Annotated in this window: 29 protein-coding genes and 1 pseudogene; 19 read left to right on the forward strand and 11 right to left on the reverse strand. The window is 60.3% G+C overall.

Annotated elements, in window-relative coordinates:
- Positions 1–281: 281 nt before the first annotated feature.
- The 5 genes from msrA (at position 282) to HYZ49_11645 (ending at position 4868) form a co-directional block, all read left to right on the forward strand.
- Entirely contained in the window at positions 282–743 is a 462-nt protein-coding gene (msrA, locus tag HYZ49_11625; GenBank protein MBI3242932.1) for a peptide-methionine (S)-S-oxide reductase MsrA, read from the forward strand.
- A gap of 75 nt (positions 744–818) precedes the next feature.
- On the forward strand, positions 819–1904 hold the full coding sequence (locus HYZ49_11630) for a hydroxymethylglutaryl-CoA synthase (GenBank protein ID MBI3242933.1): 1086 nt from the start codon (positions 819–821) through the stop codon (positions 1902–1904).
- A gap of 65 nt (positions 1905–1969) precedes the next feature.
- The gene (locus tag HYZ49_11635; protein MBI3242934.1) at positions 1970–3196 is read left to right on the forward strand and encodes a thiolase domain-containing protein; all 1227 of its coding nucleotides are present in this window, start codon (positions 1970–1972) and stop codon (positions 3194–3196) included.
- Positions 3193–4389: a hypothetical protein gene (locus tag HYZ49_11640; protein ID MBI3242935.1), complete on the forward strand. Its 1197-nt coding sequence runs from the start codon at positions 3193–3195 to the stop codon at positions 4387–4389. The genes HYZ49_11635 and HYZ49_11640 overlap by 4 nt, the downstream gene beginning before the upstream one ends.
- A gap of 80 nt (positions 4390–4469) precedes the next feature.
- Positions 4470–4868 carry a Zn-ribbon domain-containing OB-fold protein gene (locus HYZ49_11645; protein ID MBI3242936.1) on the forward strand — a complete coding sequence of 133 codons (399 nt, stop codon included), beginning with the start codon at positions 4470–4472 and terminating at the stop codon, positions 4866–4868.
- A 65-nt stretch (positions 4869–4933) separates the two neighbouring features.
- On the opposite strand, the gene HYZ49_11650 is transcribed toward HYZ49_11645, so the two are convergent.
- The 10 genes and pseudogenes from HYZ49_11650 to HYZ49_11695 all read right to left on the reverse strand — a co-directional run bounded on the left by HYZ49_11650 (position 4934) and on the right by HYZ49_11695 (position 13283).
- Positions 4934–6349, reverse strand: coding sequence for an aminotransferase class V-fold PLP-dependent enzyme (locus tag HYZ49_11650; GenBank protein ID MBI3242937.1), 1416 nt, complete (start codon positions 6347–6349; stop codon positions 4934–4936).
- Between the two features lie 239 nt (positions 6350–6588).
- A complete protein-coding gene (locus HYZ49_11655) occupies positions 6589–7230 on the reverse strand; it encodes a ferric reductase-like transmembrane domain-containing protein (protein ID MBI3242938.1) in 642 nt (213 codons plus the stop codon).
- The gene (locus HYZ49_11660) at positions 7230–8378 is read right to left on the reverse strand and encodes a DUF3500 domain-containing protein (protein ID MBI3242939.1); all 1149 of its coding nucleotides are present in this window, start codon (positions 8376–8378) and stop codon (positions 7230–7232) included. The genes HYZ49_11655 and HYZ49_11660 overlap by 1 nt, the downstream gene beginning before the upstream one ends.
- A gap of 30 nt (positions 8379–8408) precedes the next feature.
- A pseudogene (locus HYZ49_11665) lies at positions 8409–9112 on the reverse strand (dienelactone hydrolase family protein).
- Between the two features lie 35 nt (positions 9113–9147).
- The gene (locus HYZ49_11670) at positions 9148–9810 is read right to left on the reverse strand and encodes a hypothetical protein (protein MBI3242940.1); all 663 of its coding nucleotides are present in this window, start codon (positions 9808–9810) and stop codon (positions 9148–9150) included.
- Positions 9811–9884: 74 nt separating this feature from the next.
- Complete coding sequence (locus HYZ49_11675) at positions 9885–10781, reverse strand: alpha/beta fold hydrolase (protein ID MBI3242941.1); 897 nt, start codon at positions 10779–10781, stop codon at positions 9885–9887.
- A gap of 262 nt (positions 10782–11043) precedes the next feature.
- Positions 11044–11487 (reverse strand): hypothetical protein, encoded by a 444-nt coding sequence (locus HYZ49_11680; GenBank protein MBI3242942.1) that lies wholly within the window; start codon positions 11485–11487, stop codon positions 11044–11046.
- The gene (locus HYZ49_11685) at positions 11484–12026 is read right to left on the reverse strand and encodes a helix-hairpin-helix domain-containing protein (GenBank protein ID MBI3242943.1); all 543 of its coding nucleotides are present in this window, start codon (positions 12024–12026) and stop codon (positions 11484–11486) included. Before HYZ49_11685 ends, HYZ49_11680 begins: the two co-directional genes overlap by 4 nt.
- 50 nt (positions 12027–12076) lie before the next feature.
- A complete protein-coding gene (locus HYZ49_11690) occupies positions 12077–12898 on the reverse strand; it encodes a YceI family protein (protein MBI3242944.1) in 822 nt (273 codons plus the stop codon).
- A gap of 226 nt (positions 12899–13124) precedes the next feature.
- A complete protein-coding gene (locus HYZ49_11695; GenBank protein ID MBI3242945.1) occupies positions 13125–13283 on the reverse strand; it encodes a hypothetical protein in 159 nt (52 codons plus the stop codon).
- 88 nt (positions 13284–13371) lie between these two features.
- On the opposite strand from HYZ49_11695, the gene HYZ49_11700 reads away from it, so the two are divergent.
- Both HYZ49_11700 and HYZ49_11705 read left to right on the forward strand, forming a co-directional pair.
- Positions 13372–14061, forward strand: a complete 690-nt coding sequence (locus tag HYZ49_11700; protein ID MBI3242946.1) for a response regulator transcription factor — start codon at positions 13372–13374, stop codon at positions 14059–14061.
- The gene (locus HYZ49_11705) at positions 14061–15494 is read left to right on the forward strand and encodes a HAMP domain-containing protein (protein ID MBI3242947.1); all 1434 of its coding nucleotides are present in this window, start codon (positions 14061–14063) and stop codon (positions 15492–15494) included. The genes HYZ49_11700 and HYZ49_11705 overlap by 1 nt, the downstream gene beginning before the upstream one ends.
- Positions 15495–15509: 15 nt before the next feature.
- On the opposite strand, the gene HYZ49_11710 is transcribed toward HYZ49_11705, so the two are convergent.
- Positions 15510–17573, reverse strand: a complete 2064-nt coding sequence (locus tag HYZ49_11710; GenBank protein MBI3242948.1) for a glycosyltransferase family 39 protein — start codon at positions 17571–17573, stop codon at positions 15510–15512.
- A gap of 233 nt (positions 17574–17806) precedes the next feature.
- Here HYZ49_11710 and HYZ49_11715 point away from each other — a divergent pair, with 233 nt between their 5' ends.
- From HYZ49_11715 to HYZ49_11770, 12 genes are all read left to right on the forward strand, one after another.
- Positions 17807–18223 carry an ester cyclase gene (locus HYZ49_11715; GenBank protein MBI3242949.1) on the forward strand — a complete coding sequence of 139 codons (417 nt, stop codon included), beginning with the start codon at positions 17807–17809 and terminating at the stop codon, positions 18221–18223.
- 270 nt (positions 18224–18493) lie between these two features.
- The gene (locus HYZ49_11720; protein ID MBI3242950.1) at positions 18494–18934 is read left to right on the forward strand and encodes a nuclear transport factor 2 family protein; all 441 of its coding nucleotides are present in this window, start codon (positions 18494–18496) and stop codon (positions 18932–18934) included.
- A 27-nt stretch (positions 18935–18961) separates the two neighbouring features.
- Positions 18962–19453: a hypothetical protein gene (locus tag HYZ49_11725; GenBank protein MBI3242951.1), complete on the forward strand. Its 492-nt coding sequence runs from the start codon at positions 18962–18964 to the stop codon at positions 19451–19453.
- 70 nt (positions 19454–19523) lie between these two features.
- Complete coding sequence (locus HYZ49_11730; GenBank protein ID MBI3242952.1) at positions 19524–20135, forward strand: hypothetical protein; 612 nt, start codon at positions 19524–19526, stop codon at positions 20133–20135.
- A gap of 72 nt (positions 20136–20207) precedes the next feature.
- Complete coding sequence (locus tag HYZ49_11735) at positions 20208–20930, forward strand: DedA family protein (protein MBI3242953.1); 723 nt, start codon at positions 20208–20210, stop codon at positions 20928–20930.
- Between the two features lie 26 nt (positions 20931–20956).
- Positions 20957–21829 (forward strand): GNAT family N-acetyltransferase, encoded by an 873-nt coding sequence (locus HYZ49_11740; GenBank protein MBI3242954.1) that lies wholly within the window; start codon positions 20957–20959, stop codon positions 21827–21829.
- A gap of 15 nt (positions 21830–21844) precedes the next feature.
- Positions 21845–22669, forward strand: a complete 825-nt coding sequence (locus HYZ49_11745) for a GNAT family N-acetyltransferase (GenBank protein ID MBI3242955.1) — start codon at positions 21845–21847, stop codon at positions 22667–22669.
- 19 nt (positions 22670–22688) lie between these two features.
- A complete protein-coding gene (locus tag HYZ49_11750) occupies positions 22689–23081 on the forward strand; it encodes a hypothetical protein (GenBank protein MBI3242956.1) in 393 nt (130 codons plus the stop codon).
- On the forward strand, positions 23078–23827 hold the full coding sequence (locus HYZ49_11755) for a hypothetical protein (GenBank protein MBI3242957.1): 750 nt from the start codon (positions 23078–23080) through the stop codon (positions 23825–23827). The genes HYZ49_11750 and HYZ49_11755 overlap by 4 nt, the downstream gene beginning before the upstream one ends.
- A gap of 6 nt (positions 23828–23833) precedes the next feature.
- Positions 23834–24406, forward strand: coding sequence for a sigma-70 family RNA polymerase sigma factor (locus HYZ49_11760; GenBank protein ID MBI3242958.1), 573 nt, complete (start codon positions 23834–23836; stop codon positions 24404–24406).
- A gap of 146 nt (positions 24407–24552) precedes the next feature.
- A complete protein-coding gene (locus tag HYZ49_11765; protein ID MBI3242959.1) occupies positions 24553–24846 on the forward strand; it encodes an antibiotic biosynthesis monooxygenase in 294 nt (97 codons plus the stop codon).
- A gap of 72 nt (positions 24847–24918) precedes the next feature.
- Complete coding sequence (locus HYZ49_11770; protein MBI3242960.1) at positions 24919–25341, forward strand: ester cyclase; 423 nt, start codon at positions 24919–24921, stop codon at positions 25339–25341.

Below are 25341 nucleotides of genomic sequence, written 5' to 3' on the forward strand. Positions count from 1 at the left end.
AAGGACGTGTTTCGCAATACCGCGAAAGGATTCTCCGATTTGGTGATGCAAGTCGCTTGCGCTTTGCACAACCTTCGTACTGACTTTCGCTATCTGCGATCCTTCTCCTATCAACTTAAAAATTATTTCCAATAATGTCTATTGCTGAAAATGGTCACATAGAGAAATTCCAAAGACGATATTCGCTGGTTAGGTAGAGTCTTCAATGATCCAACTTAGAGCTACCTGTGGCCGTCTTCAACCAAGTTGGACACAGTTTGAATACATAGACTTTAACCAAGATGAACTCTGCTATCAACAAACTTGCCACTTTCGCCGCCGGGTGCTTCTGGGGCGCAGAAGAGTCGTATCGCACGCTCAAGGGCGTATTTTCGACTCGCGTCGGTTACATGGGCGGGCGCATTAACAATCCGACCGACCACGACCTGCATCACGGCGGCTTCGCCGAAGTGGTGGAAGTGACCTACGACCCGGCCCAGATTTCATACGAGCAACTGCTCGACGTGTTCTGGCACAGCCACAACCCAACTATCTCGAACCCCGGCGGCCTCGAACGCTCGGCCATCTTCTTTCACGATGCCGAACAGAAAGCGGCGATTGAAAAAAGCAAGGGAATAGTGCAGGCCAATTTCCAAAAGGCCATCGCCACCGAGATCGAACCGGCCACCCAATTTCATCTGGCCGACGAGCATCATCAACAGTATTTATACAAGCATGGACTGGCAACCTGTGAAGTAAAGTGAACAGTAAACAGTAATCAGTGAACAGTAACCACCGTTCACTGTTCACTAATTACTGTTCACTCGTTGCTTATCAGTATGACTCAACCCAACGAACACCACCACAATCACCAACCCCTCCGCCCCGATCGGCCCGTCGGCATCGTCGGCTACGGCGCTTACGTTCCCCGCTACCGCTTGCCCGCCAGCGAAGTCTCGCGAGTGTGGACGGAAGGCACCAGCGGCCTGCCTATCAAAGAGAAAGCCGTCCCCGGCCTCGACGAGGACGTGGTGACGATGAGCATCGAAGCCGCCCGCAACGCGCTGGCCCGCGCTGGCATTGATCCGCAAGACATTCGCGCCGTCTGGGTCGGCTCCGAGTCGCACCCTTACGCCGTCAAGCCAACCTCAACGGTGGTTGCCGAAGCTATCGGCGCTGTTCCAAACACGCAAGCCGCCGACTGGCAGTTTGCCTGCAAAGCCGGAACCGAAGCCATGCAGGCCGCGATGGGCTTCGTCGGCTCTGGCATGGCCAAGTACGCGCTCTCGATTGGCATGGACACGGCACAGGGGCGGCCTGGCGATGCACTCGAATACACGGCTGGCGCGGGCGGCGCGGCCTACCTCATCGGCCCGGCTGACGAGGCCCTGGCCGTCATCGAAGGCTCGTACTCCTTTGTCACCGACACGCCCGACTTCTGGCGGCGGCAATACGAGAAGTATCCCGAACACGGCCAACGCTTCACCGGCGAACCGGCCTACTTCAAGCACGTCACAACTGCCGGTCAAACGTTGATGGAGATGATGGGCACAACACCCAAAGACTACAAGTACGTCGTGCCCCACCAGCCCAACGTCAAGTTCCCGCAACGAGCGGCCAAGATGATGGGCTTCGCCGACGAACAAGTGAAGACCGGCCTGCTGGTCGGCGTGATTGGCAACACCTACGCCGGGGCGGCCCTCATCGGCCTCACCGCCGTGCTGGACGAAGCCCAACCGGGCGACAACATCCTCGTCGTCTCCTTCGGCTCCGGCGCCGGCTCCGACGCCTTCCACATTCGCGTCACCGACCGCATTGCTGGCAAGCCGTCGCTGGCCCCCACCACCCAACAATACATCGCCCGCCGCGCGCAGATTGATTATGCAACGTATGCGCGCTATCGCGGGAAACTTACGATGAAATAGAGATTAGAGGATTGGAGATTATCCAATCTTCAATCCTCTAATCTCCAATTTCTAACATCCAAACCATGAGAGATGTCTTTATCCTCGGCCTCGGCCAGACCGAAGTCGGCGAACACTGGGAAACCTCACTGCGGCATCTGGCGCTGGTCGCCGTGGAAGCCGCCTTGAAAGATGGCGGTGTAATGGCAAATCATGATTTGCCCCTACGGCCCGACGCGTTGTTTGTAGGCAACATGCTTGCCGGTCAACTGTCGGGGCAGGAACACCTCGGCGCGTTGATTGCGGATTTTTGCGGACTGCGCGGGATCGAAGCCGCCACCGTGGAAGCCGCCGGGGCAAGTGGCGGCCTGGCCTTTCGTCAGGCCTACCTTGCCGTTGCCAGCGGCCTGATGGACTCGGCCCTGGCTGTCGGCGTGGAAAAGATCACCGACAAAGTGGGGAGTGGAGTCAACGCGGCGGCCTCATCGGCAACAGACGGCGACTGGGAAGCGGCGCAGGGCGTCACGCCCAACGCCTCCGCCGCCCTGCTCATGCGCCGTTACATGCACGAGCAAAACATCACCGTGCCGCACTTCGCCGGGTTCTCGATCAACGCTCACGCCAACGCCAAATCGAATCCGTATGCCATGTATCGCAACACTCTCACGGCTGAGGCGTTTGCCAAAGCGCCGATGGTGGCCGACCCGGTGAACATGTTCGACACCGCGCCCGACGCCGACGGAGCCGCCGCCGTCTTGTTGGCCTCCGCCGATTTCGCAGGGGCGATTCATGAATCGCCCTTAAGAAGGGCGATACGTGTATCGCCCCTACACCCGTTGGTGCGCATCGCCGGTTCCGCCGTTGCCACCGACGCCCTGGCCATTCACGACCGGCTCGACCCGTTGCTCTTCCGCGCCGCGCAACTTTCGGCGGGCAAGGCGCTGGCTCAGGCTGGAATTAATGTTGACGAGGTGAATGTGTTTGAACTGCACGACGCCTTCACCGTCTTCACCGCCCTCTCGCTGGAAGCGATCGGCGTGGCCGGGCGCGGGCTAGGTTGGAAGCTGGCCGCCAACGGCGGCATCTCTCTCAAAGGCCGCTCTCCGATTTCGACCTTTGGCGGACTCAAAGCCCGGGGCAACCCCGGCGGCGCAACCGGCCTCTATCAAATTGTGGAAGTGGCGATGCAACTTCGCCATGAGGCGGGCGCAAATCAAATTGACAACGCAACCTGGGGGCTGGCCCAGTGTTTGGGCAGCGCCGGGGCCACCGCCGTCACGCACATTCTGCAAAAGGTAGAGCGTGAGTCATGATGAAACGCCCCATCGTTTGGATCCTCATCGCCGCGTTTGGCATCGTGGGCGCGGTCGTGGCCGCCCTGCTCCTGGCCCAACCGCAACCCACCGAGTTGACGGGTGACCCGTGGGATTACAACCTGTCTCCCGCCGATCTGCCTGAGGGCTGGAGTCTGAAAAGTTCGCGTATCCAAACTGCGTTCGAGTTGGACTTTCTGGCTTCGTCGCCGGATTCTATTCCCTCTCAAACCGGTTTGCGAAGCACCCATTACGCCGATTTTGAGTCGCTGTTGGCGACTGATGTTTTCTACGTCTCGTCGCAAATTCTTCTTTACGACACAACCCAAAACGCCCACGCCGCACTCACGGCTGAAGCGCTCGGAGAAGAATGGGAGCCGGTGGCGACAGGCAAAACGGTCGGCGACGAAACAATGATCTGGCATCTCAAATCCATTCCTGAAGCGCCCAACCAGGCCAGCTACCGGATTGATTTTCGCTACCTCAACGGTGTCGGCTCCATCGGGCTGACGGGCCTGACCGACTCGGTGAAGGACAGTTCGGCGGCGCTGGACTATGCGGCCAAAATATTCGCCAGGATGCAGAAGGCGGCGCGGCCCGAAGCCCTCAAAACGTTGAGCTATGCCTCACAGCCCGATCTGCGAAAACTATTGTTGACTCAGGCTGAACTTTCGGAACTCGATGCCCGGCTGGGCGAGCGTTGGGTTTTCGACGACCGCGACCCGCCAGCCTGGACTCCCAACGCCTCTTTCACCGACCCGGACGGCCTCGCCCGGTTTGGCCGGATCATGGGCTACCAGACTTTCATGATCAAACTGCTCAACCCGGATGAGGTCAAGCCGGATTTATCGGCGGGCTTTTTCCAGCAGGTGACAGCCTACAAAGAAGCCGACAAGGCCCAGCAGATTTTGGAAAACATGGCGGGGCTGGGCGACGGCCCCTGGCCGACTCAGCCGCAAATCGGCGATTCGGCCCGGGCCTGGTCGAGCGTCTACAAATCCGAGGGGAATCAATCACAGATCGTCGCCGTCACCGAAATCAATTTCCGGGCCGGGACTTACATCGGCTCGGTGCGGTTACAAACTGCGCCGATTCTGGCGGCGCAAATCAAGGATGCCCAGGAAGCCAATCAACAGCTTGCCCAACAGTTAGCGGCGGCCCTGGCCGCAAAGCTGGGCCAGGCGCAACCCTAAAGTCTTTGACACTATCCTGATAGTTCCTGACAGCGCCGAAGGTATATTTTTACACTAACAAATCAAGGAGACTAATTTCTATGGAAATCTCACGCAATTGGCGATTACAAAAACAACGGTATGGGCTGGTGGGCGAAGTGTGCGACCACTGCGGCAACAAAATCTTTCCGCCCCGCGACGTTTGCCCGCACTGCGCCGAAGAAGCCAGGACCCTTTACCAGTTTTCGGGCAAGGGTGAAATCTACTCGTTTACCACCGTCTACGATGCGCCGCAGGGCTACGAAGAACAAGCGCCTTACACCGTGGCCCTTGTCAAGCTTGAAGAAGGCCCGCTCGTCACCGCCCAGCTCACCGATGTGGACAACGGCAAGGTGAACATCGGCCAGAAGGTCGAGATGGTGACGCGCAAACTGAAGGAGGACGGCGAACGCGGCGTGCTGGTTTACGGCTACAAGTTCAGGCCGGAAATGGCGGCCTAAAAACCTTTCCTCAAAAAAGCCCGCCGGGTTTCCGCGAAGCGACCCGGCGGGCTTTCTGATCCGCCTCAAATGTGTTCAGCCTCGCGCCGCATCAACGCCCACAGCGATTCGACGTGCGCGCGTTCAGTGGCGAGCGCGCCGATAGAGACGCGCACCATCCAGCGCCCGTCGAGGAGCGCGGGCGTGAGGTAAGCGCCGCCGGAGCGGTTCACCCGCTCGGCCCAGTTGCGCGTGTGATGATCGAGGGCCTCACCCTCCAGGCCGGGCGGCTCGTGGCGCGCGCAGATCGTTTGCAGTGGAACAGGGGCCAACACACGCCAGCCCGGCGTGGATTGCACTTGTGAGGCAAGCCACTGCGCGTTGGCAAGGTCGCGGCGCAGGCGGGCCTGCAACCCCTCCACACCCTGCTCGCGAATCAGGCACCACAATTTCAAGGCGCGAAAACGCCGCCCCAGCGGGATGCCCCAATCGCGCAAGTTCTTCACCCGATTATCCACCGCGCTTTGCAAATAACTTGGGTTGGTGCTCATCACCCGCACCAAATGCTCCGGGTCGCGCACGTAATAGAGTGAACAGTCGAACGCCGCGCCGAGCCACTTGTGCGCGTTGAGCACCAGCGAATCCGCGCCCTCAACGCCTTGCCACATCCAGCGGCACTCCGGCAGGATCATGGCCGAACCGGCCATCGCCGCGTCCACGTGCAACCACAAGCCGTGCCGATTGGCTACTCGTGCAATCGCCTCGACCGGGTCGAGCGCGGTAGTCGTAGTCGTGCCGGTCGTAGCGGCGACAGCGCACGGCGTGAAGCCGCGTTCGAGATCGGATCGGATCGCTTCGGCCAGCGCCTCAGGCCGCATCGCGTAGTGTTCGTCGGTGGCGATGGTGCGGATGTTGGCGCGCCCAAATCCAGCCAGCAGTGCGGCTTTATCCACCGAACTGTGGCTGTGGCCTGAAACATAGACGACGAGTGGCCGCGATTCGCCTTGCAGGCCGCCGCGCGCCAGCGAATAATTCGAGGCGCGCTCCCGGGCGCACAACAGCGCAACCAGGGTGCTGGTGGAAGCCGTATCCTGAATAACCCCGCTCCACGACTCGGAGAGACCGACCATCTGCCGCACCCACTCGGTGACTACTTCCTCCAGTTCGGTGAGCGCCGGGCTGGATTGCCACGAGAGGCCCAGCACCCCGAGGCCGGTGCTGAGGTAGTCGCCCAGCACCGAGGCCAGTTCGCCGTTGGCGGGGAAATAGCCGTAGAAGTTCGGATGCTGCCAGTGCGAGAGGCCGGGCAAAATGATTTGATCGAGATCGTGGAAGATGAGATCGAACGCTTCGGATTGAGCCGGCGGCGCGGGGGGGAGTTGGGCGCGCACCGAGCCGGGTTCAACCAGCGACATCACCGGCAGTTCCGCGGCGCAGGCGCGGTAATCGGCAATCCAGTCAATGAGTTGGTGCCCGAGGCGGCGAAATTCTTCAGGGGTCATCTGCCATTCTCCGGTTTAGGATAAGCCTTCAACTTGCCTAATATACTGCAACTGTTGACTTTTTCCCTACGTCTACGACGCGCCGCAGGGCTACGAAGAGCAAGCGCCTTACACCGTCGCCATCGTCAATCTGGAAGAAGGCCCGCTTTCGCTTGAGGAGAAAGCATCCCCAGATGCGGATCTTGCAATCATTCATCGCCATCTGGAGATGCCTGCCTCCTCATTGTCAGGAATGAGAGTCACGCCTTGCCCATGAAGAGCCGGCGAAGGGCGCGGCGAACGATCCCCAGCCGCAAAGCCAGCAGGCCGCCGACGACAATAGCGTAGATCAGGGGCAAGGTAATGATGTCGCGATCCAGCCACAGATAATGCCACACGCTGAGCGGCACGGCCACATAAACCAGCCGGTGCAGCGTGCTCCAGTGTTTGCCCAGCCGTTGTTGCCAGCCGCGTGTGGAGGTGAGCGCCAACGGGATCAGCAGGGCCAGAGCGATCAAGCCGATCAACATCGCCCGCCGCTCCTCCAAATCGCGCAGGATCAACTCCAGTGTTAGCCCGGCCTCAAACACGGCGTAATTCCACACGTGCCCCAGCGCATAAAAGAATCCGTACAACCCCAAAGCTCGCCGCACTTGCACCAGCCGGGGCCAGCCAAGCAAGCGGCTGAGCGGCGTGCAGGCAAACGAGGCCACCAGCAACGCCAGCGACGCCGACCCGGTTCGCAACATCAAGGTGCGGTTGAAGGTGAAGCTGTCGCCCTGAAGCGCATACTCCAGCACGAGCCAGGCCAGCGTGAACAGCCCGGCAGTGTGCGCGAGAACGCGATGCCAGTGTTGGCGCAACCATGAGTTTGGATTGGTCGAAGATTCTTTCGCTTGCATCACCCCAGCAAATGCTGGCCGAAGTCTTCAGTAAAATCGCGCCAGACGCTATGAATATGCGTGCCGCCACTGCGCGAGTTATCGTGTTCCAACAGGAACGTCGGGCCTTGCAGCCGGTAATAGTAAGGCCGGCGCGGCTCCAGCGAACCGGCCCAGCCAAATTGAATGCTCTCGAAACCGGCGCTGTTGATCTTCTCCCACTGGGCAGTCGCCAGTGGTTCGGGCAATGTGTTCAGGTAGTTCTGCATGATCTCAAGAACCAGAGCTTGCCCGTCCGGCGAAAGGTCGCCAACAAGGACGCCCACCGGGTCGAGCGGCGAGACGTACGGTTGGTTTTGGGTGACGTGTCGGGTGAGTGAGTTCGCCTGAAAAATTGCCGTCGCTTGTTGAGTCCCTTGAAGCGACGTGATCAACTCCCGCGCCGCCCACTCTTCGCGCTCCATCGCCTTCAGTCCGGCGTCGTTCACTGTGGGCCACGCGCCCAAAAAGAACGGCATGAGCGCCACTTGCTCACCGGCGACTGTGAAGTGAAGCGACAGATGATGGCCTTCGAAGCGCCAGCCCCAGGGTTCCGTCCCATCAGGCGCGCCGAAGACGCTGACAAAGTACAACGCCGGATCGTTGCCCAGATCGTTCTGGAGCGAGATGATGTCGAGCGATTTTTGCAAGCCGCCCGCCGACACGCTGGCTTGCAACAGGGCCAGCGCCCGGTCGCGCTGGTCGGTAGCCATGTCTCTCAAAGGCAAGCCGTTGCGCGGAAAGTTGGAGGGCGTCGTCCAGTGCCAGCGGGTGCGTTCGGAGTCGGCAAAGGAATAGGCGGCGCGAGTGTCCTGGCCCCCGTCGAGCGTTTCGAGAAACTGTGCGGCGGCCAGCGCCATCTCGCCCGTCAACGCTGAAGTCGAAACGCCGGGCGTGGCGACTGCGGCGGGCGAGGCGCTGGCTGAAGCCACGGTTGAGGCCGGGGTAGCCGCCACTGTGGCATTGCCGTTGATCAAGCCCGCCGCCGAGGTCGGGGTGAAAGGGACACGCGTGGCCACTTGAATCGGGGCAGGGGTAACCGTCGAAGGTGCGCAGGCGGCAACCAACCCGCCGAGTCCGCCCAAGGCCATCAACTTCAACGCCTCACGTCGGGTAAGTCTCCTTGTCATGTTAGCCTCCTTGTTTGCTCAAATTGAGCGTTACAGATATTTCCCAAACCAGGCCAGGGTTCGCGCCCAGGCATCCTGAGCCGCTTCGGATTGGTAGCGTGAGCCGGTGTCATTGTGAAACGCATGATCGGCGTTCGCATAGATCACCTTCTCGTACACTTTGTTGTTCTGTTGCATTGCCGCTTCAATTGCCGGGATGCCCTGATTGATCCGCCCGTCCAATTCGCCGTAAATTGCCAGCACGGCGGCGTTGATGTTGGCCGCCTCCGCGGTCGAGGGATGCGGGCCGTAGAAGGGAACCGCCGCTTTGAGTTCAGGCATCTGGGTGGCCACCCGCCAGGTGACGCCGCCGCCAAAACAAAAGCCAACCATGCCCACCCGCTCGGCCTGCGCGAACGACTGGGTTTGCAAATAATGCCAGCCGCTCAAAAAATCCTGAACGAACTGGTCGGGTGGGGTGTTGCCCAGCACGCCCGGCACCTGCGACGAGCCAACAACATCCGTGCCGCCCTGTCGCGAGAGCAGATCAACGGCCAGACCCACGTAGCCCGCTTTCGCCACCCGGCGAGTCACGTCTGCGCCGGAGGCGGCGCGCACGAGGCCAGAAAGGTCTGGGCCAGAACCAGGTTGCCCAGCACAGAGGCGATCAGTTTCAGCGCCTCGCGCCGCGTCATCCGGCCTTCCTGATAGTCCTCGACAAATTCTTCGGCCAGGTAGCGTTGGAAGTCGTTCATATCATTGATCTCCTTCGCCGAACTGTTTGCCAGCGTCAACCGATTTCAAGAATGAAGTTGAAGGTTGCCGCTTTTCCACCGGCAGCATCTTGAACGGCCATCAACAGTTCGGAGCGAAAGATGCCGTCGGTGCTGTTGCCCGGCTCATCAGGGAAGTAGAGTTGCGTGGTGAGCACCGGTTGGTTCGGCGCTTGCACTTTGACATGAATGTGGCGCGTGCGGCCCGGGTAGACGCCCGGCACGATCGTCTCCAACGTGAACTGCCCGGCGTCATTGGTGAACTGGTGGCCGCGCAGTTTGTAGCCCACGTTGTCGTACACACCGGCGTCATCACAGTGCCAAAAGTCCAACAGCGCCTGAGGGACGGGCTGGCAAGCGGTGTCGAGAACGTAGCCGGTGACGACAAGCTCCGTGCCAGTGACGCCAGTTTCAAGGAAGGACGCGCGCTCCGGCGTGTCTGGCGTGTAGTACGGCCCCTCTGTTTGAGCCGGCGTCACGTCGTCGTCGTCGCCGCAAGCAGGCGTGGGAGGCAGAACCTGGGCCACCGACGTGGCCGCCGCCTCTGTCGGGGAAACCCCTGTGGAAGCAGGCCCGGCCAATGCCTCTGTCGGCGGCGCGGCGGGCGCTTGAGTGGCGGCTGGCGGCTGAGTAGTAGTTGGCCGGAGGCCACAGGCGGCGAGCAAATAGGAGATCGGCATGGCGAGCATGGCCCGAATAAACTCGCGCCGAGAAACAGATGTGGTATTTGAGTTGTTCATGATTCAGGTTCCAATCATTTCTTGAGATTTAGATCGAAGAATTCGATGGTTCGATTCATGGCTGTCGTAAAGAAGCCGGACAAGTTGTGGTCGTCGTCCTGGTAGGTGTAAAACTCTACCGGCATCCCGGCGGCCACCATCTGATCGTATAAAGTTTGCGAGGCGGCCAACGGCACCGATTCGTCGGCAGTGCCGTGATGCAGTTGAATCGGGCCGGAGAGATCGGTCAGGAAAAAGTTAGCCGAGATGCCATTCCAGAACTCAGGATTCTCTTCCGGCGAGCCATATTGTTCGAGCCAGGCTGTGCGCCAGCGCCCGCGAGTGAAGGGTGTGCCGGTCACGGTTACCACAGGCGTGGGGCGAGGCGTGCCGCGCGCAAACAAATCCGGGTAGGGCGCAACCACGCCGGCCCAGATCACCCCGGCCTTGATGTCCGGCGAGATGACCATGGAGCGCAAGGTGATGTAACCGCCCATCGAGTGGCCCCACATCCCGATTCGATCCGGGTCGGCCTCCGGGAAACGCTTGAGGGATGCCACGGCGTTGAGAACATCGGTGACGTAGCCGGGGCCGCCATACGCGCCGACGGCTTCCCCTTCCGATTGATCATGCCCGCGATAATCGGATCGGAACACAATGTAGCCGCTCAGGGCCAGCCGATCCACGTAAGCAATGTAACGTTCAGTGGTGCGGTACACGTCCGGCGGGATGAAGCCGTGATTGAAGACGATGACGGGCCAGCCGGTCGGCGGGCGCTCGCCATCGGGCACGGTCAGGAGGGCGTAGATTTTCAATCCATCGGAAAGATACGAGGCGTAATAGCGCCGATAATTCACGCCCCGCTTAAGTTCCTTCTCAATGACAATGTCGCTGCCCGGATAGTCCACCAGCCGCGCCGCTTCGATCATCATCGGGTGGAGGGTGGGGGTTGGCGTGGGTGTGATGGTGGCTGTGGCCGTCGCCGTTGGGGTGAAAGTGGGCGTTGAGGTGTGGCTCGGCAGGGGCGTGAATGATGAAACCGCTGTGTTTGCCACTTGCGCCACCGAGGTGGGCTGGGAGGCGGTGGCGCTGGTGCAGGCGACCAACCACCACACGGCCAGCGCCCCGATGACAAGCAAGGGTCGAAGGTTAGATGGCGTTCGGGAGGATGAGTAGCGCATCGTTCACTCGCTTTTAGATGTCCTGGCGATTTCCCAAAACCGGATGATAGTATGTGGCCGCCATCGCAATTAAAGCCATGAGCGCCAGAATGCCGGGGGCCAGCAGTGGCGCCGCGCCGCGCAAAGCTTCCCAGAGAGTCGCGCTCACCGCCGCGTTCGGCTTGATTTCCAGCGCGAAGTTGAAGTTTCCTTCAAGGTGTTCGTACATCCCAAAGAGACTGCCTAAAGTTACCAGCCCCATCACAATTCGTAAAGCCCAGATCGTGCTACGGCCCGGGCGGAGAAAGACGGCAACTACAACCATCAACCCCAACCCGGACAGAATGAACGGCACAAGTTGGATCGGTTCTTTGATATGTTCCGTGAGCCACAGTTCGATGACGGTGCCCAGGCACATAAACCCGGCCAGGCCCAGCAGGAACAGGCGCAGGCGTTGTTCGACAACTCTTGCGGTCATGGCGTTGCCAGATAGGTTTTGGCGATGACCAGTTCCGTGTCAGATACTTGCCCGGTTAGTTTGGCCAAAAAGCCGTCGTTGGAAGCGTAAGGACGACTGGCGATCAGATCAACAGCCAGGGCGTCACCTACGCCGGGCAATTGCTTCAAGGTTTCGGCGTCTGCTTCATTCACGCTCACCGGCACAAAGACGTACTTTTCGTACTCGGCCACTTGCGCCGCATCCACATATTTGCCGATCTCCCGGCGAAACTGCTGGATGCTCACGTAAGGCCGGTATTCCATGAACTCGCGAACCATGCGGTTACCCAGGCCCGGCACGGCGGCCAAAAAATCGTCGCCGGAAGCCGTATTCAAGTTAACCTTAACCAGAGTGGTCTGCCCGGCTGTGTTGCCGGATAAAACCGGCGTTACCACCAGGCCAGCCTGAGAAGCGCCGGTCTGCGAAGTCGCAACTCCAGAGCCGCAAGCCGCCGTCAACAACACCAGTAACAAACCAGCCGCCAAAACTTTGTGGCGGACAATCGAAAATCGAAACATTTTTTACATTCCTTGTCTATGAAAATTTGAATAACAACAGTGAAGGCCGATTAGCTGGAAGCCGCCTCGGCCACAATATCAATTTCAATGGTGACTTCTTCGCCTACGTTCGCCACGTTCGGCACGCTGGGGATCGTCAGCTTGTAATCGCTCCGTCTGACAACCGTCGTCGCCGTGCCTGTCAACCGCGTGGCCGACTCGCCCTGCACCGTCACCTCGAACACCGCCGGTTGAGTCACATTGCGGATGGTCAGGTCGCCGGCGATTTGAAAGGTGAATGGCTGGCCGGGTTGGGCCGGGCCGTTCAGGCCGGTAATGGCTGTGGGCGTGAAGGTGATGAACTCATATTGATCCGTTTGAAGAATGAAATTGCGGATCGCCCGGTTGCGGCGATCGTTGTCGGTGACCAGGGCGCGAGCATTGACTTGAATGACGCCCACCTGAGTCTTGGTCAGGTCGTTCATGTCCAACGCCACCTGCCCGGCCACCTGATCGGTGGCCCCAACCACCGTTTTCGGCTGGCCGTTCAACTCCTCGAAGATTGAAAAACTTGCCTCGGACTCGGCCTGTGAAATCTGGAAGATGACCAGGCCCGATTCTGAAATCGCCGCCACAGCCGTGGTTGCTATTGGCTCAACCGGGGCGCTGGTTGGAATGGCCGTCGCCTGCGCTTCGCTGGGTGCGGGCTGATTAACCTGGATCGGCGCTTCCGTTGGAGCCGGGACCGTGTTGACGGCAATCGGGATGGCCGTGATCGGGCCGCTGGGCGCGGCTGTGTCGCCCTGAACAAAATCGTACGCCCACCAGCCGCCGCCCACCACCACGACGGCCAGCAGGGCGACTCCCAAAAACAGAGTTGTTTTGTTTTGCATGATTCAATTAACTCCGGCTCTTCTGGCTTTGGCGGGAAAACCCTGCCACGAATCGCTTCGCGCGAATTCGTAAAATTCGCGCGAAGCGATTCGTGGCAAAGAATCCCGTTCAATCTGGTAGAGCCATTTTTTAGTTTTCATGGAAACTCCGACTTTTTTAGTCTAATTGGAAGATATTCAGAAACGGTTTAGAAGCGTTGAGCGTCTGCTGAGAGGCCAAACCCTGTTATGAACCGCACTGGTAAAGTGTGGACTGGCCGCCTCGCCCGCCGGCGAACCCGCCCTGGCTATCGGCGCTGGCCGATGCGCCAAGACCGGCCTCGATGACGAGGGCGGCTGAGCAACATTGCCCGAAACGCCGCCCGGAGTCGTGCCGGTTAGCCATTCAATAACCAAATCTGTGTCCGGCCTATATTGAATCTAAATAACTGGCTGGTATTGTTCAGCCTGTGGAACGGACTACAATTATGGATATGACCAAGACGATTCTGGTGGTGGACGACAAGGCCAACGTGCGGCAACTTCTGGACGAGTACCTGACCGGCCAGGGTTTTCGGGTGGTCACCGCCACCAACGGGCGCGAAGCGCTGTACACGGCCCGCCACGAAACCCCCGACGCCATCCTGCTCGACATCATGATGCCGGAGATGGACGGCTATGAGTTTCTCAAACAGTACCGGCGCGAGCAGAGCGTGCCGGTCATCGTCATCACCGCCCGCGAAGAAGAGTCGGACGCCGTGCTGGGGCTGGAGCTTGGCGCGGACGATTACGTCATCAAGCCCTTTCGGATGCGCGAACTGGTGGCCCGCATTCAAGCCGTGCTACGGCGGGCCGAGCCGGACGCGCCGCACAGCAAACATTTGCGCGTTGGCGACCTGACGCTCGACGAAGCCACCCACACCGTCACTGCGCGCGGCGAGCCGGTCAGCCTCACGCCCACCGAGTTCAACCTGCTCGGCCTCTTCATGCGCTCGCCGGGGCAAGTGCTCACCCGCCAGCAGTTGGCCGATCAATTGACCGAGGACGGTTACACCGGAATGGAACGCACCCTCAACGTCCACATCCGCAACCTGAGGGCCAAGATCGAATCTGATCCGGATCAACTGCGCTACATTGAAACCGTCTTTGGGGTGGGCTACCGTCTCCACAAACCCGAGGCCTGATGCCTAAGACACGCTCTCTGGCCTGGAAACTTACCCTGGCCTTTCTCTCCGTCGCCGTCACCGTTGCCCTACTGGTGGCCGTTTTCATCCGGCTGTCGAACACCGAGCAACTCAATCGCCTCATTGTCGAGCAACAACGTGGCGAACTTGAAGATCGCCTCGTCACTTACTATCAGGCTAATGGCTCGTGGGACGGCGTCCGGAATTACCTCGAGGCGGCGCGCGGCGAGGCGGCCCCCCTGTCCACGCCTCAGCCAGGATATGACTCAGGCCCGGAACCCGGCCCTCACCCCGGTTCCTGGCGCGACCGCCGCGAACTTTTCGGGCTGGTAGACGCGCAACGCACGGTCATCGTCCCTCTTTACCCCGAATTCCCGACCGGGAAACAAGTTTCCGATGGATCACTGGCCAAAGGCGAACCGGTGGAGGTGGACGGCAACGTAGTCGGCACGATCCTCACCGCTTCCTTTCCGCCCGGTTTGAATCCGGAAGAGGCCGCCTACCTGCAACGCACCAACATGGCCTTGCTGTTGGCTTCGGGAGGTGCGGTGCTGGTGGCCCTCATTGTTGGCCTGCTGTTGGCCCGGACGCTCACCCGGCCCCTGCGCGCCCTCACCCAGGCCGCGCATCGCATGGCCGGCGGCGAATTGGAACAGGAAGTGCCGGTGAAATCTTCGGATGAACTGGGAGAGCTTGCCGCCGCCTTCAACAAGATGAGCCGCGAGGTGGCCCGCGCCAACAGATCGCGCCGCCAGATGACGGCGGACGTGGCCCACGAACTTCGCACCCCGCTCACCGTCATTGCCGGCTACGTCGAGTCGATGCGCGACGGGGCGCTGGCTCCCACCCCGGAGCGGCTATCCGTCATCTACGCCGAGATTGAACACCTTCAACTTTTGGTAGGTGATCTGCGCACCCTCAGCCAGGCCGACGCCGGCGAACTCAAGCTCAACAAGCAAACGCTGGCCGTGCCCGAAGTTCTCCAGCAGGCTCAGGCCGCCTTTGAGCATCAGGCCAGGCAAAAGGGCATCAGGCTGGAATTGCAAATGAGCGGCGGCCTGCCGACGATCCAGGCCGATGAGGCCCGGATGGTGCAAGTGCTGGGGAACTTGATCAGCAACGCCTTGCGCTACACGCCCGGTGAAGGCCGGATCGTGTTGGGCGCCGCCCTTCGCGGGGGCGGCGTGGCCCTCACCGTGCAAGACACCGGGCCGGGCATTGCCCCCGAAGACTTGCCTTTCGTCTTCAACCGCTTCTACCGCGCCGACAAGTCGCGGGCCGAAGAAAACGGCGAGTCGGGGCTGGGGCTGGCGATTGCCAAAGCCATCGTCGAAGCGCACGCCGGAACGATTGAGGCCCGGTCGGTCGTCGGCCAGGGCACGACGATGGCCATCTTCATCCCGGCTAATGAAGCCGTCACAACACAAGCCTGAAATCTGCGGCGCTGTTTATTCCTCACAATCGAACAACTGCAATGGCCCTCCACCCGGCCCGGCGTTCAGGGGCGGGTTATCCCCCGAGGAAGTTGATTGCCACAGCGACGACGGCACGGTGGCGCAGTTTTGCGCCACCCACTGCATCGCCGCCCCGCCCCGGTTGCCGACGGGCGGCGGCGCATTAAGCTGTTTGCCGGGCGTTGGCTGTTGCGCGGGCAGAAGAAAGAAGCGCACTTCACCCGACTCCACTTTGGCGGCGAGTGCATCGGCAGAAAGAATATTGTCTCCGCCGGAGAAGCCGCCCAACGCCATCACCGGCTCGCCCGTCGTCAGAATGATGGGCGCGGCAGTGTTGGCATTAAGCGTGGCAATCAGGAATGTCCTGTCACTCCGGTTGGCCGAAAGATACTCCACAAGCCGGCTTTCTTCCGGCACGTTGCCTGTGCGGCGCCGGCCCTGCAACAAGTCTGGCCCGGCGTAGGGCAGGCCTGCGTCGCCGCCCCACAGCAGCGTGGCCGACCAGATGACAGGCGCGATGAGCAACGCCAACAGGCCAACTGCGGTCACGAGCCGGGTTATGAGTGATTGGTAATTGGAAGAAAGTCGCAAGACGGCCAGAACCATTGCTGCGAGCAGGCACAAGCCAACGATCAGCGGCGTCAGCCAGAAATTCCAATCAGGGAAGGCAGTGAGGATATAGGCTTCCGTGCCGGCGCCAGTCAGCAACGCCACCGGCAGAAGCCAGCCGCGCCAGTTGCCGTTGGCAAAATCTTTCCCCATTGCCGCCAGCCCCGCGCCGACCAATGCCGCAATCGCGGGCGAGAGCATCTCAAGATAGTAGCGATGAAACAGTCCGGCAAAGCTGAAGAACATGACTTGCGGCGCAAGCCACGCGCTCCACAACAGCAAACCTTGATGCTCCCGCGCCAGCGGCCAACTCAACTTCACCTGCAAGGCGGCGGCCAGCAAACATAGCGCCGAGAGCGGCAGAAGCCAACTGGCCTGCCCGCCCAACTGCTCATTGAACAGGCGTAACACGCCGGCCTGGCCGGTTTCGCTGTCCAGGCCGCGCCCGCCCGGTCCCTGCGGCGGCTGTTGCTCCGGCCCGAATTGACCGTTGGGTGGAGGCTGATTCGGCGCGCCCTGCGGCGGCTGACCATTTGGAGGCGGCCCGAACTGTTGATTAGGCGACGGCGGTTGACCCTGAACGTTCGGCGGTTGATTCCGGTTTGGGCCGCCAGCCGAGTCCAGGCCGATCAACTGCCCCAACACCCCCAACCGCTCCGCGCCGTTGTGGCCGACGATGAGTTCCATCACGGTGTTGTCCTGGCTACTCCCGACGAACGGGCGATCTTCGGGTGGGGTCATGTCCACGATCACGGCCCAACTGAGCGAGATGACGGCCAATAGGATCGTCGCCAGAGTCAGGTGAATCAGCCGTTTCCAGATCGCGATCGGCGAAGCAATCAAATACAGCAAGTAGAAGGCGGGCAAGACCATCACCGCTTGCAACATTTTGATATTGAAGCCCACGCCAACCCAAAAGGCGCACAGTAACAACCAGCGCAACTTCCCTCGCTCGGCGGCCAGGCAAACGGCCCAGGCCGCAAGCAGTGAGGTGAAGACAAGCTGGCTATCCATGGTGTTGTTGCGGTTGGCGGCAATGCTGATGGGCGTGACGGCCAGAACAAGCGCGGCGACCACGCCCGCCGTTGGCCCAAAGTTTCGGCGCGCGAGATGAAAGAGCAAAGCCACCGAAAGCACGCCCGCCAACGCCTGCGGCAACATCAGGCTCCAGCCGTTGAAGCCGAACAGCATGGCGCTAAAGGCTTGCGTCCACAGGCCCAGCGGCGGCTTGTCCACCGACACAAAGCCGCCGGGATCGAACGAGACGAAGAAAAAATTGTGTGGGCTGGCCAGCATGGACTTGACGGCGGCGGCGTAATACAGGTTGCCGTAACCCTCCTGCTCAAGCTGGAAGAAGTGCAAAAAGAGAGTGAGACCCAGCACACCGGCCAGAGTCAGCCAGTGCCAGCGGCGCATTTGGGGTTGAGAAGTTTGAATGTCAGCAGTCATAAGCCTAGTTTACGCAGAAACCGTAATCAGTCTGTAACGGCCATGTAAATTCTTTGCCTATCCGAAAGACCCGTAGAAGTCGCTCAAAGCCCGTGTCCTCGCAGGCCCTTCGGGCAACCGCGAGGACGCGGTTGGAGAGTAGTTTTAAGACGGTCTCTAAGAAAAAGTGAGCAGTTTTTGGACTGTAAAGTGAACAACCCCCAGCCGTACACTGCTAACATCAAAGGCCAATCATGACCCAAACTACCGAACAACTAATAAACAACCTGATGACAGCCTGGAACGCCCACGACGCCGACGGGGTAGCCGCCTTTTACGCCCCCGACTACGAGGAAGTGGACGTGGCTCAGGCCGCCCCTCAGCACGGCCCCGACGCCGTCCGCCGCATCATGCTCTACTACCTGCGCGCCTTCCCCGACCTGCAAATAACGCTGGATGACTTGATTGTCAATGGCAACCGCGCCGTCATGGTTTGGACGTGGCACGGCACGCAACAGGGCCGGGTGATGAACATTCCGCCCACCGGGCGCCGGGTGTGTGTTCGTGGCACTTCGGTGCTGACGATTGAAGGCGGCCAGATCAGGCGCGGCATCCGCATTTGGGACGTGGCCGGATTACTGCGGTCGGTTGGGCTGTTGACCGAGTTGTAACCGGCCCGAGGAGTGAGACATGCTTCTAAAGAATCAACCAGCTTTGCGCGGAGCCAGACTCTGGCTGGCGTACCTGCAGAACATGGCTCTATTCGTATCCAGCCTGATCACCACCCTGCTCCGGCGCGGACGCTAAACATCTAAGAGAGTGTCTTAAAAGTCGCTCAAAGCCCGCGTCCTCGCAGGCCCCTTCGGGCAACCGCGAGAGCGCGGTTGGAGAGCAGTTTTAAGACAGCCTCTAACAGACCGAGTCATAAGGAGTCGCCCGCCATGTTCTCAAAATCCCCCTGCCCGGTTGCCGCCGTCACCCGCCTCCAACAAGCCTGGAACATGCACGACCCGGACGGCCTGGAGGCTTGCCTTCATCCATGCTATCAAAGCCTCCACCCCAATCACCCGGAGCGAAACTTTAGCGGGCGGCTGGCGGCCCGGCTGAGTTGGGCCGCCGTGTTCGAGGCCGTGCCCGACCTGCGGGCCGAGTTACTCCACTACGCCGTCATTAACGACACGGTCTGGACGGAGTGGCGCTGGCACGGCGAAGAGCACGTCAGCGGCGTTCCGTTTGAAGCTCAGGGTGTCATGATCTTCACCATCGCCGACGATCTCATCACCCAGGCGCAGGTGTACACCGAAATACTCGAAACCACCGGGCCGGACTGGGATCAGGTGTTGGACAACCTGTTGCAGAACGACTCAGAGCAATCATTCTAATTCCCAATACTAAGGAGAACTCACATCATGTCTGCCAACAGCAAATCCCTCAATCCTTCCGACACTCGCCTGAAAAGTTGGATCGCCCCGGCGATCCTGACGCTGGTACTGGCGGCGGTTGCCTTCATCGCCAGCCCCAACGCGCCGCTGGGCACGTTCTGGGCTCCGGCACCTGGCATCCCTCAACCCTCCAGCGCCCAACTGCCGCTGTTCATCCTCCTCAACCTCGCCGAAGCGCTCACCTTTGGCATGGGCGTGTCATTTCTGATCTTCGGCTACCCGCTGGTTCGGGCCATCTCGCCGGCGTCGGTCAACCTCACCCGCGCCACGCACATCTCAATTGCCTGGTTGCTCTTCAACTGGTGGCCGCACGACAGCCTGCACCTTCACGTGGGCCTGGAGTTGAACGGCCTGCTGGCAATCGAGTATGGCTTCCACGTCACGTTGATGCTCGCGGGCGCGATTGTGGCGGCATTCTTCCTGACGATCTTGCGCCAGCGCGCAACGGTCGAGCGATAAGCTTGCCGCCGGTTCGAGTTTGAACGGCCTGGCATCAATCATCGCCGGGCCGGTAAAGAGGCGTTTCAAGATGAATACAAAGAACTTGATGCGATCATTCAATCCGGCCCGGGTTGCGTTTTACGAAAAAGAGAATTACGTGGCCTACTACCAAAAGCGCTGGTTGCGGTTGTTGCGCGTCTCGGTGGGCATGGTCAAAGAATCCTTCAGCCTCTCGTGGCCGCAGGCGGTTTACGCCGCCTACCTTGTGGCCCGGGCCGAGATCGCCTTCGCTCCGTTTCCAACCAACAACGTGCCGCTGGCCGAAGCCTACATGCGCCGCTTCTACACCTTCATCAAGAAAGTTCATCATTTGGAGTTTGACGTTGAACAAGTGGCGCGGCTCGACGTGAAGTGGTGGGAGATTCACCGCCGGTTGTTCGGGGACCCGCAGAATCAGGAGTTGGTGGAGGCGGTGGCGGCGCTGTACGCGGCCACTTACGGCGTCGAGTTGGAAAGCGTGCGCGAGGCGGCTTACCATCGTGTTCAGGGCATGTTGTATTCCGATTACTGGGTCAACGCCGGCAAGCCGGAGAACAGCCCCCTGCTGGCGCAGGAGGAAGAAGCGTTACTCAAGTCGTACACGATTCTACGCGAAGCTCTGGCTGGGAAGCCGACCGAGGCGATGGCCGTCGCCGCTTAGAAACCTGGTGAAACCTCACAGGTCTTTGAGACCTGTGAGGTTTATAGATGAATTCTTGGGAGAACCCATCACATGGAAAATATTACAACCGCGCTCGGCAGTTTCCTGGCAACCTACGGCCTGCTCGCTATTCTGGTGGTGATGTTGCTCAAAGAGGCGGGCGTGCCTGTGCCTGTCCCGTCCGACTTGATCATGATCACCGCCGGGGTGCAGGCCGCCACTGGCAGTTACGGGCTTCTGGAATTATTTCTGGCAATCGAGTTCGCCATGCTCGTCGGCGGCTCGGCGCAATTTTTCATGGCTCGCGGCGCAGGCCGCCAGTTCATCTATCGCATTGGCCGCTTCATCGGCCTCACTCAGGAACGGCTAGATCGGGCGATGGCGGCCTTGCAAAAGCGCGGCCCGCTCGCCGTCTTTTTAGGGTTGAACGTGCCGGGTGCTCGCGCCGGAATCATTCCGGCCTCCGGCCTGGCCGGGCTGGCCTATTCGGCCTTTGCTCCGGCGATGATTGGCGGCAGCACGGTGTTCTACGGCTGGCACATCGCTTTGGGCTACATCGTCGGGCCGTCGGCCACAGCCCTGCTCGAAAACCTGCACCTGCCGATCCTGCCCGTCCTCGTCGGTTTGGCCGTCGTGGGTCTGGTCGTCTGGCTCTTGATGCGCCGGCGGCGCAAAGAGTCGGTGCTGGATCGAGTCCATTCCTGGACAGAGGCGGCCTGCCCGGCGTGTCTGGCCATCACCGCCATTCAACAGGTGCGCGAGGCGCAAGCCGCTTCGCAACACGCCCACGCCTGACAAAACACGACGCATAGGAGGTCATCATGAAAGACACACCCCTCATCAACGCTACCCCTGAGCAACTCGCTGATGCAGTGGAAGAAAACCTCTTCGCCCTGTTTCGCGCGATGGCGACTCTGCCCGGCAGTGAAATCGTCGAAACCGAAACTATCAGCCGCCATCTCGCCTCTCCTTCCAACCCAATGTTCAAAGGCGCCTGGCAAACACGGCTGACACCCGGCGGCCTGGATGCCGCCATTGACGAAACCATCGCCTGGTTTAATGCCCGCAACGCTCCATTCTTCTTTTGGTGGACGGGACCGGGTACTGAGCCAAAAAATATTGGCGAGCAACTGATGGCTCATGGACTGATCTCAATGGAAGAACAGCAACAACAACTCGCCCCCGGCCTCAAGTCCACGGAGTCCGGCGCACCTGGTATGGTTGCCGATTTACGCCAAATGAACGAAGCTGTGCTAACCCAGGCGCCGTCAGGCTTCACAATTGACGAAGTGGGTGATGAGACCGCCCTACACGAGTTCAAGCGGGTATTGATCGAAGGCTACGAGTTACCCGATCGGATGGCGCATGGCTGGGTAGAGGCCGCTTTGCGCGCCGGTATCGCCAACATGCCGTGGAAGATGTATGTGGGCCGGTTAAACGGCGAGCCGGTAGCGACGAACATGCTCTTCAACGGCGGCGGTGTTGCCAGCGTATACGCCGTGGCGACCGTACCGGCAGCGCGCGGCAAAGGTATCGGCGGCGCGATCACCCTCAAGCCCCTGCTCGAGGCCCGCGATTTGGGTTATCGTTACGCCGTCCTGTTCTCATCCGATATGGGCGTTCATGCCTACGAACGCATCGGCTTTCGGTTGTGCGATGTCCGTATCAATCGCTTCTTGTGGCGCAACACCTAAAGAAAGGATTTTACCATGCCCGATACACCACTGACCCAGGCCACCCCCGAGCGACTCGCCGATGCGGTGGAAGAAAACCTCTTTTCCATGTTTCGCGCCTCGACGCAGGCACTGGGCGGCGAAATAGAGGAGACTACTAAACTCAGCCGCTTCCATTGCCCGCCCATGAGTCCGATCTTCAAAGCGGCCTGGGCCGCGCACCTCGCGCCCGACGAAGCAGACGCAGTCATTGACGACACTGTTGCCTGGTTCAAAACTCGCAACGCGCCGTTCTTCTTCTGGTGGACGGGAAGCGGCACTCAGCCCGCTGACCTCGGCGAACGGCTGGTAGCGCGCGGCTTCAGCGTCTTTGAAAAAGACGCCCCGGCGATGGTGGCCGACATTGAGCAGTTGAACTGGGACAACCCGCGCCCCTCGGAACTGCGGGTTGAACCGGTGGCAAACGAAGAGCAACTGATGCAGTGGAAGCGCGTCTTCATCGAGTCGTTCGACATTCCAGAGTTCGCCGGGCAGGCCTGGGTGGATGCCACTCACACGGTAGGGTTTGGAAAGACTCCGTGGCACATGCTTTTGGGCACGCTTGACGGCGAACCGGCCTGCTGTGGCTTCCTCTTTTGCGGCGCGGGCGTGGCCGGACTCATCGGCCTGGGCACCTTGCCCGCCTTCCGGGGCAAAGGCATTGGCAGTGCCATGCAGTTGGAACGCCTGCGAATTGCGCGTGAGTTAGGCTACCGCTACGCCGTCCTCTTCGCCAGCGAGATGGGGCGCTCACCGTATCTCAAACTGGGCTTTCAAGACACGGGCCGCCGGGTAAGTCGTTACCTGTGGCGGAACTCATAACTTCAGGAGTATAAAGAAAATGGACAAACCTCTCTCCACCCTCACCAAAATTTTGTTGATCGTCTGGGCAGTCGTCACCATTCCGGGCGGCCTGGCGCTGGTCTTCTACCCGCCGTTCGCCACCCTCGTCGTCTGGCCGCCGCCACTGGCCGCCATCCCCGCCTTTCACGCGCAACTCAACGGCGCAATCGGAATCGCAACCGGCGTGGCCTCGATCATAGCCCTGCGGCAAAACCGCCGGGGCGGCGCGCAGCCAATGATTGGCATGTATGTGGCTTACGCCCTCGCCGCCGAGTTTGTGGCCATCACCAACGTCCTGGCCGGGCCGGTGGCCTGGACGGTCTGGCTCTATATCGGCCTCGGCATCTTCTACCTCGTCTCGTCATTCATCGTCTGGCGGCAGGGCCAATGAGCGCCAAAGCTAACATCATCCCAACCAGCGCGGCGGCCACGGCCAGCGAGGGGCTGAACAAGATTCACGCCCTGCTGGCCGTGCAGACCATCGTCATCATTCTCGGCTCGATCAACCGTCTCGGCACGCTCACGCTGGGCTACGTTGCGCCCAACGAGTTTCTGCGCTGGGTGGACTTTCACAACATGCTCACCCTGCCGCTGATCAGCCTGACCGCGTTTTACTTGTTGAAGAAGCAAATCGAGGGCGGCGCTCAACGGGGAAGCCGCCACCTGTTCCTCAGCCTTGTTTTCATCGTCGGCATTTATCTGCTGGGGGCCAGCTACGGTGATCACGAAGTGACCAATTATCTGCACGCCCGCTTCTGCCCGAATGACGAGTCGAATGCGCTCTGCAACATTGTCATCTTCAACGACGACGAGTTTTCGCACTGGGTGTTCTTCACCGGCTTTGTGTTTGTCAACGCCGCCCTCATGCTTTTGCAGGCGCTCTTTCCGCGTCAAATTCCACTCTCCAATCTCGACAAATCTCTACTGGCTTTCAACGGCCTCTTCATCGGCGCTGGAATTTTTGCCAACCTGGCCTTTGAGGTGATCGGGCTGGATTTGTACATCGTCGCCCTGTTAGCGGCGCTCGCCCTGTGGCTGTTGTGGCGGCGCGGCCCTCAGCCGCTGGTCGTCTATTACAGCGTTGCTTACAGCCTGGGGCTGATCGCCACCGCCGTCTACAAAATCGCCAGCGGCTAAATCATCATGTCCGAGTTAACCGATGTTGAACTGATCGCCCGCGTCCAGCGGGGCGAACCGGCGGCGCTGGAGGCGCTTTACGACCGTTACGCGCCCTGGATGCTGGGCCTGGCGGCGCGGCTGGTGGGCCAGCGCGAGGCGGCGGAAGACATTCTGCAAGAGGCGTTCTTTCAGGTTTGGCAACGCGCCGAGACGTTCAACCCGGCGCGCGGGGCCTTCCCGGCCTGGCTGATTACCATCGTTCGCAGTCGGAGCATTGACCACCTGCGGCGGCGCAGCACCCGGCCTGCCGACGACGCTTTCACGCACGAGGCCTGGGCCGACCTGCCCGACCCCAATTTCGACGTGTTGACCATCGTCTCACAACAAGAACGGCGGCTCTGGATTCAGGGGGCGCTGGCCTGCTTGCCGGAGGATCAACGGCAGGTGGTCGAGCTGTCCTTTTTCGGCGGCCTCACCCGGCGCGAGATCGCCGCCCGGCTCTGCCTGCCAGAGGGCACCATCCACACCCGGGCCCGGCTGGCTTTGCAAAAGCTTCGTAGTTTGCTGGAGCCGGGCTTTCTGATAGAAGTAAATTGAGCACCGATTGATCTGGAAATTGAGCAGTGATGAGGCCTATACTCAAAGTCAATCTGAACGGGAGGAGGTGATCTATCGGCAAACAATTCGTTCTCATCTTGCCCATCCGTTCCAAGCTACACCCATTCATAAAAGGAGATCAGCCTATGTACGCAAGAGTAGTCACTGTCCAAATTCAGCCCAATAAGCTGGACGAAGCCACCCGCCTCTTTCGGGAGTCGGTGGTGCCAGCGGCCAAGCAACAGAAAGGCTTCAAAAGCATTATGCTGTTGACCGACCGTAACACGGGCAAGGGCGTGTCCGTCGGCCTCTGGGAGACAGAAGCCGATTTGATGGCGAATGAGGAGTCCGGCTATTTCCGGGAACAACTTGCCAAATTTGGCGGGCTTCTCGCCGCGCCGCCTGTCCGGGAAGCCTATGAGGTCAGCGTCCAGGCATAGATACTCGTGTCAATTGCTCCGGCGCAATTGCCGCGCTGGAGCAAACAATTTTCCAGGAAAGGAAACCATCCCATGTCTACCGAACAAAACAAAGCCGTCGCCAGCCGCACTGTCGAGGCCATCAACGCCGGCGATATGTCCCAGTTTGAGAGTCTGATCGCACCGAACGCGGTCGAGCACGCCGCCCCGCCTGGCATGCCGCCCACCCGTGAGACGGCGGTACAGTTCTTCACCATGTTACGCGCCGCCTTCCCCGACCTTCATTACCACATTGAGGACGTGGTGGCCGAAGGCGATATGGTCGTGCAACGGGCAACCGCTCATGGCACGATGAAAGGCGATTTTCTGGGCATGCCGGCCACCGGCAAGAGCGCAGCCTGGGGTGAAATGCACATCGTTCGCGTGAAAGACGGCAAGATCGTCGAGCACTGGGCCAACATTGACCAGCTTGGCATGTTGCAACAACTTGGCCTGGCCCCAGCGCCGGGCGGCTAG

This window comes from Chloroflexota bacterium, from assembly GCA_016197225.1.
Lineage (GTDB): Bacteria > Chloroflexota > Anaerolineae > Anaerolineales > VGOW01 > VGOW01.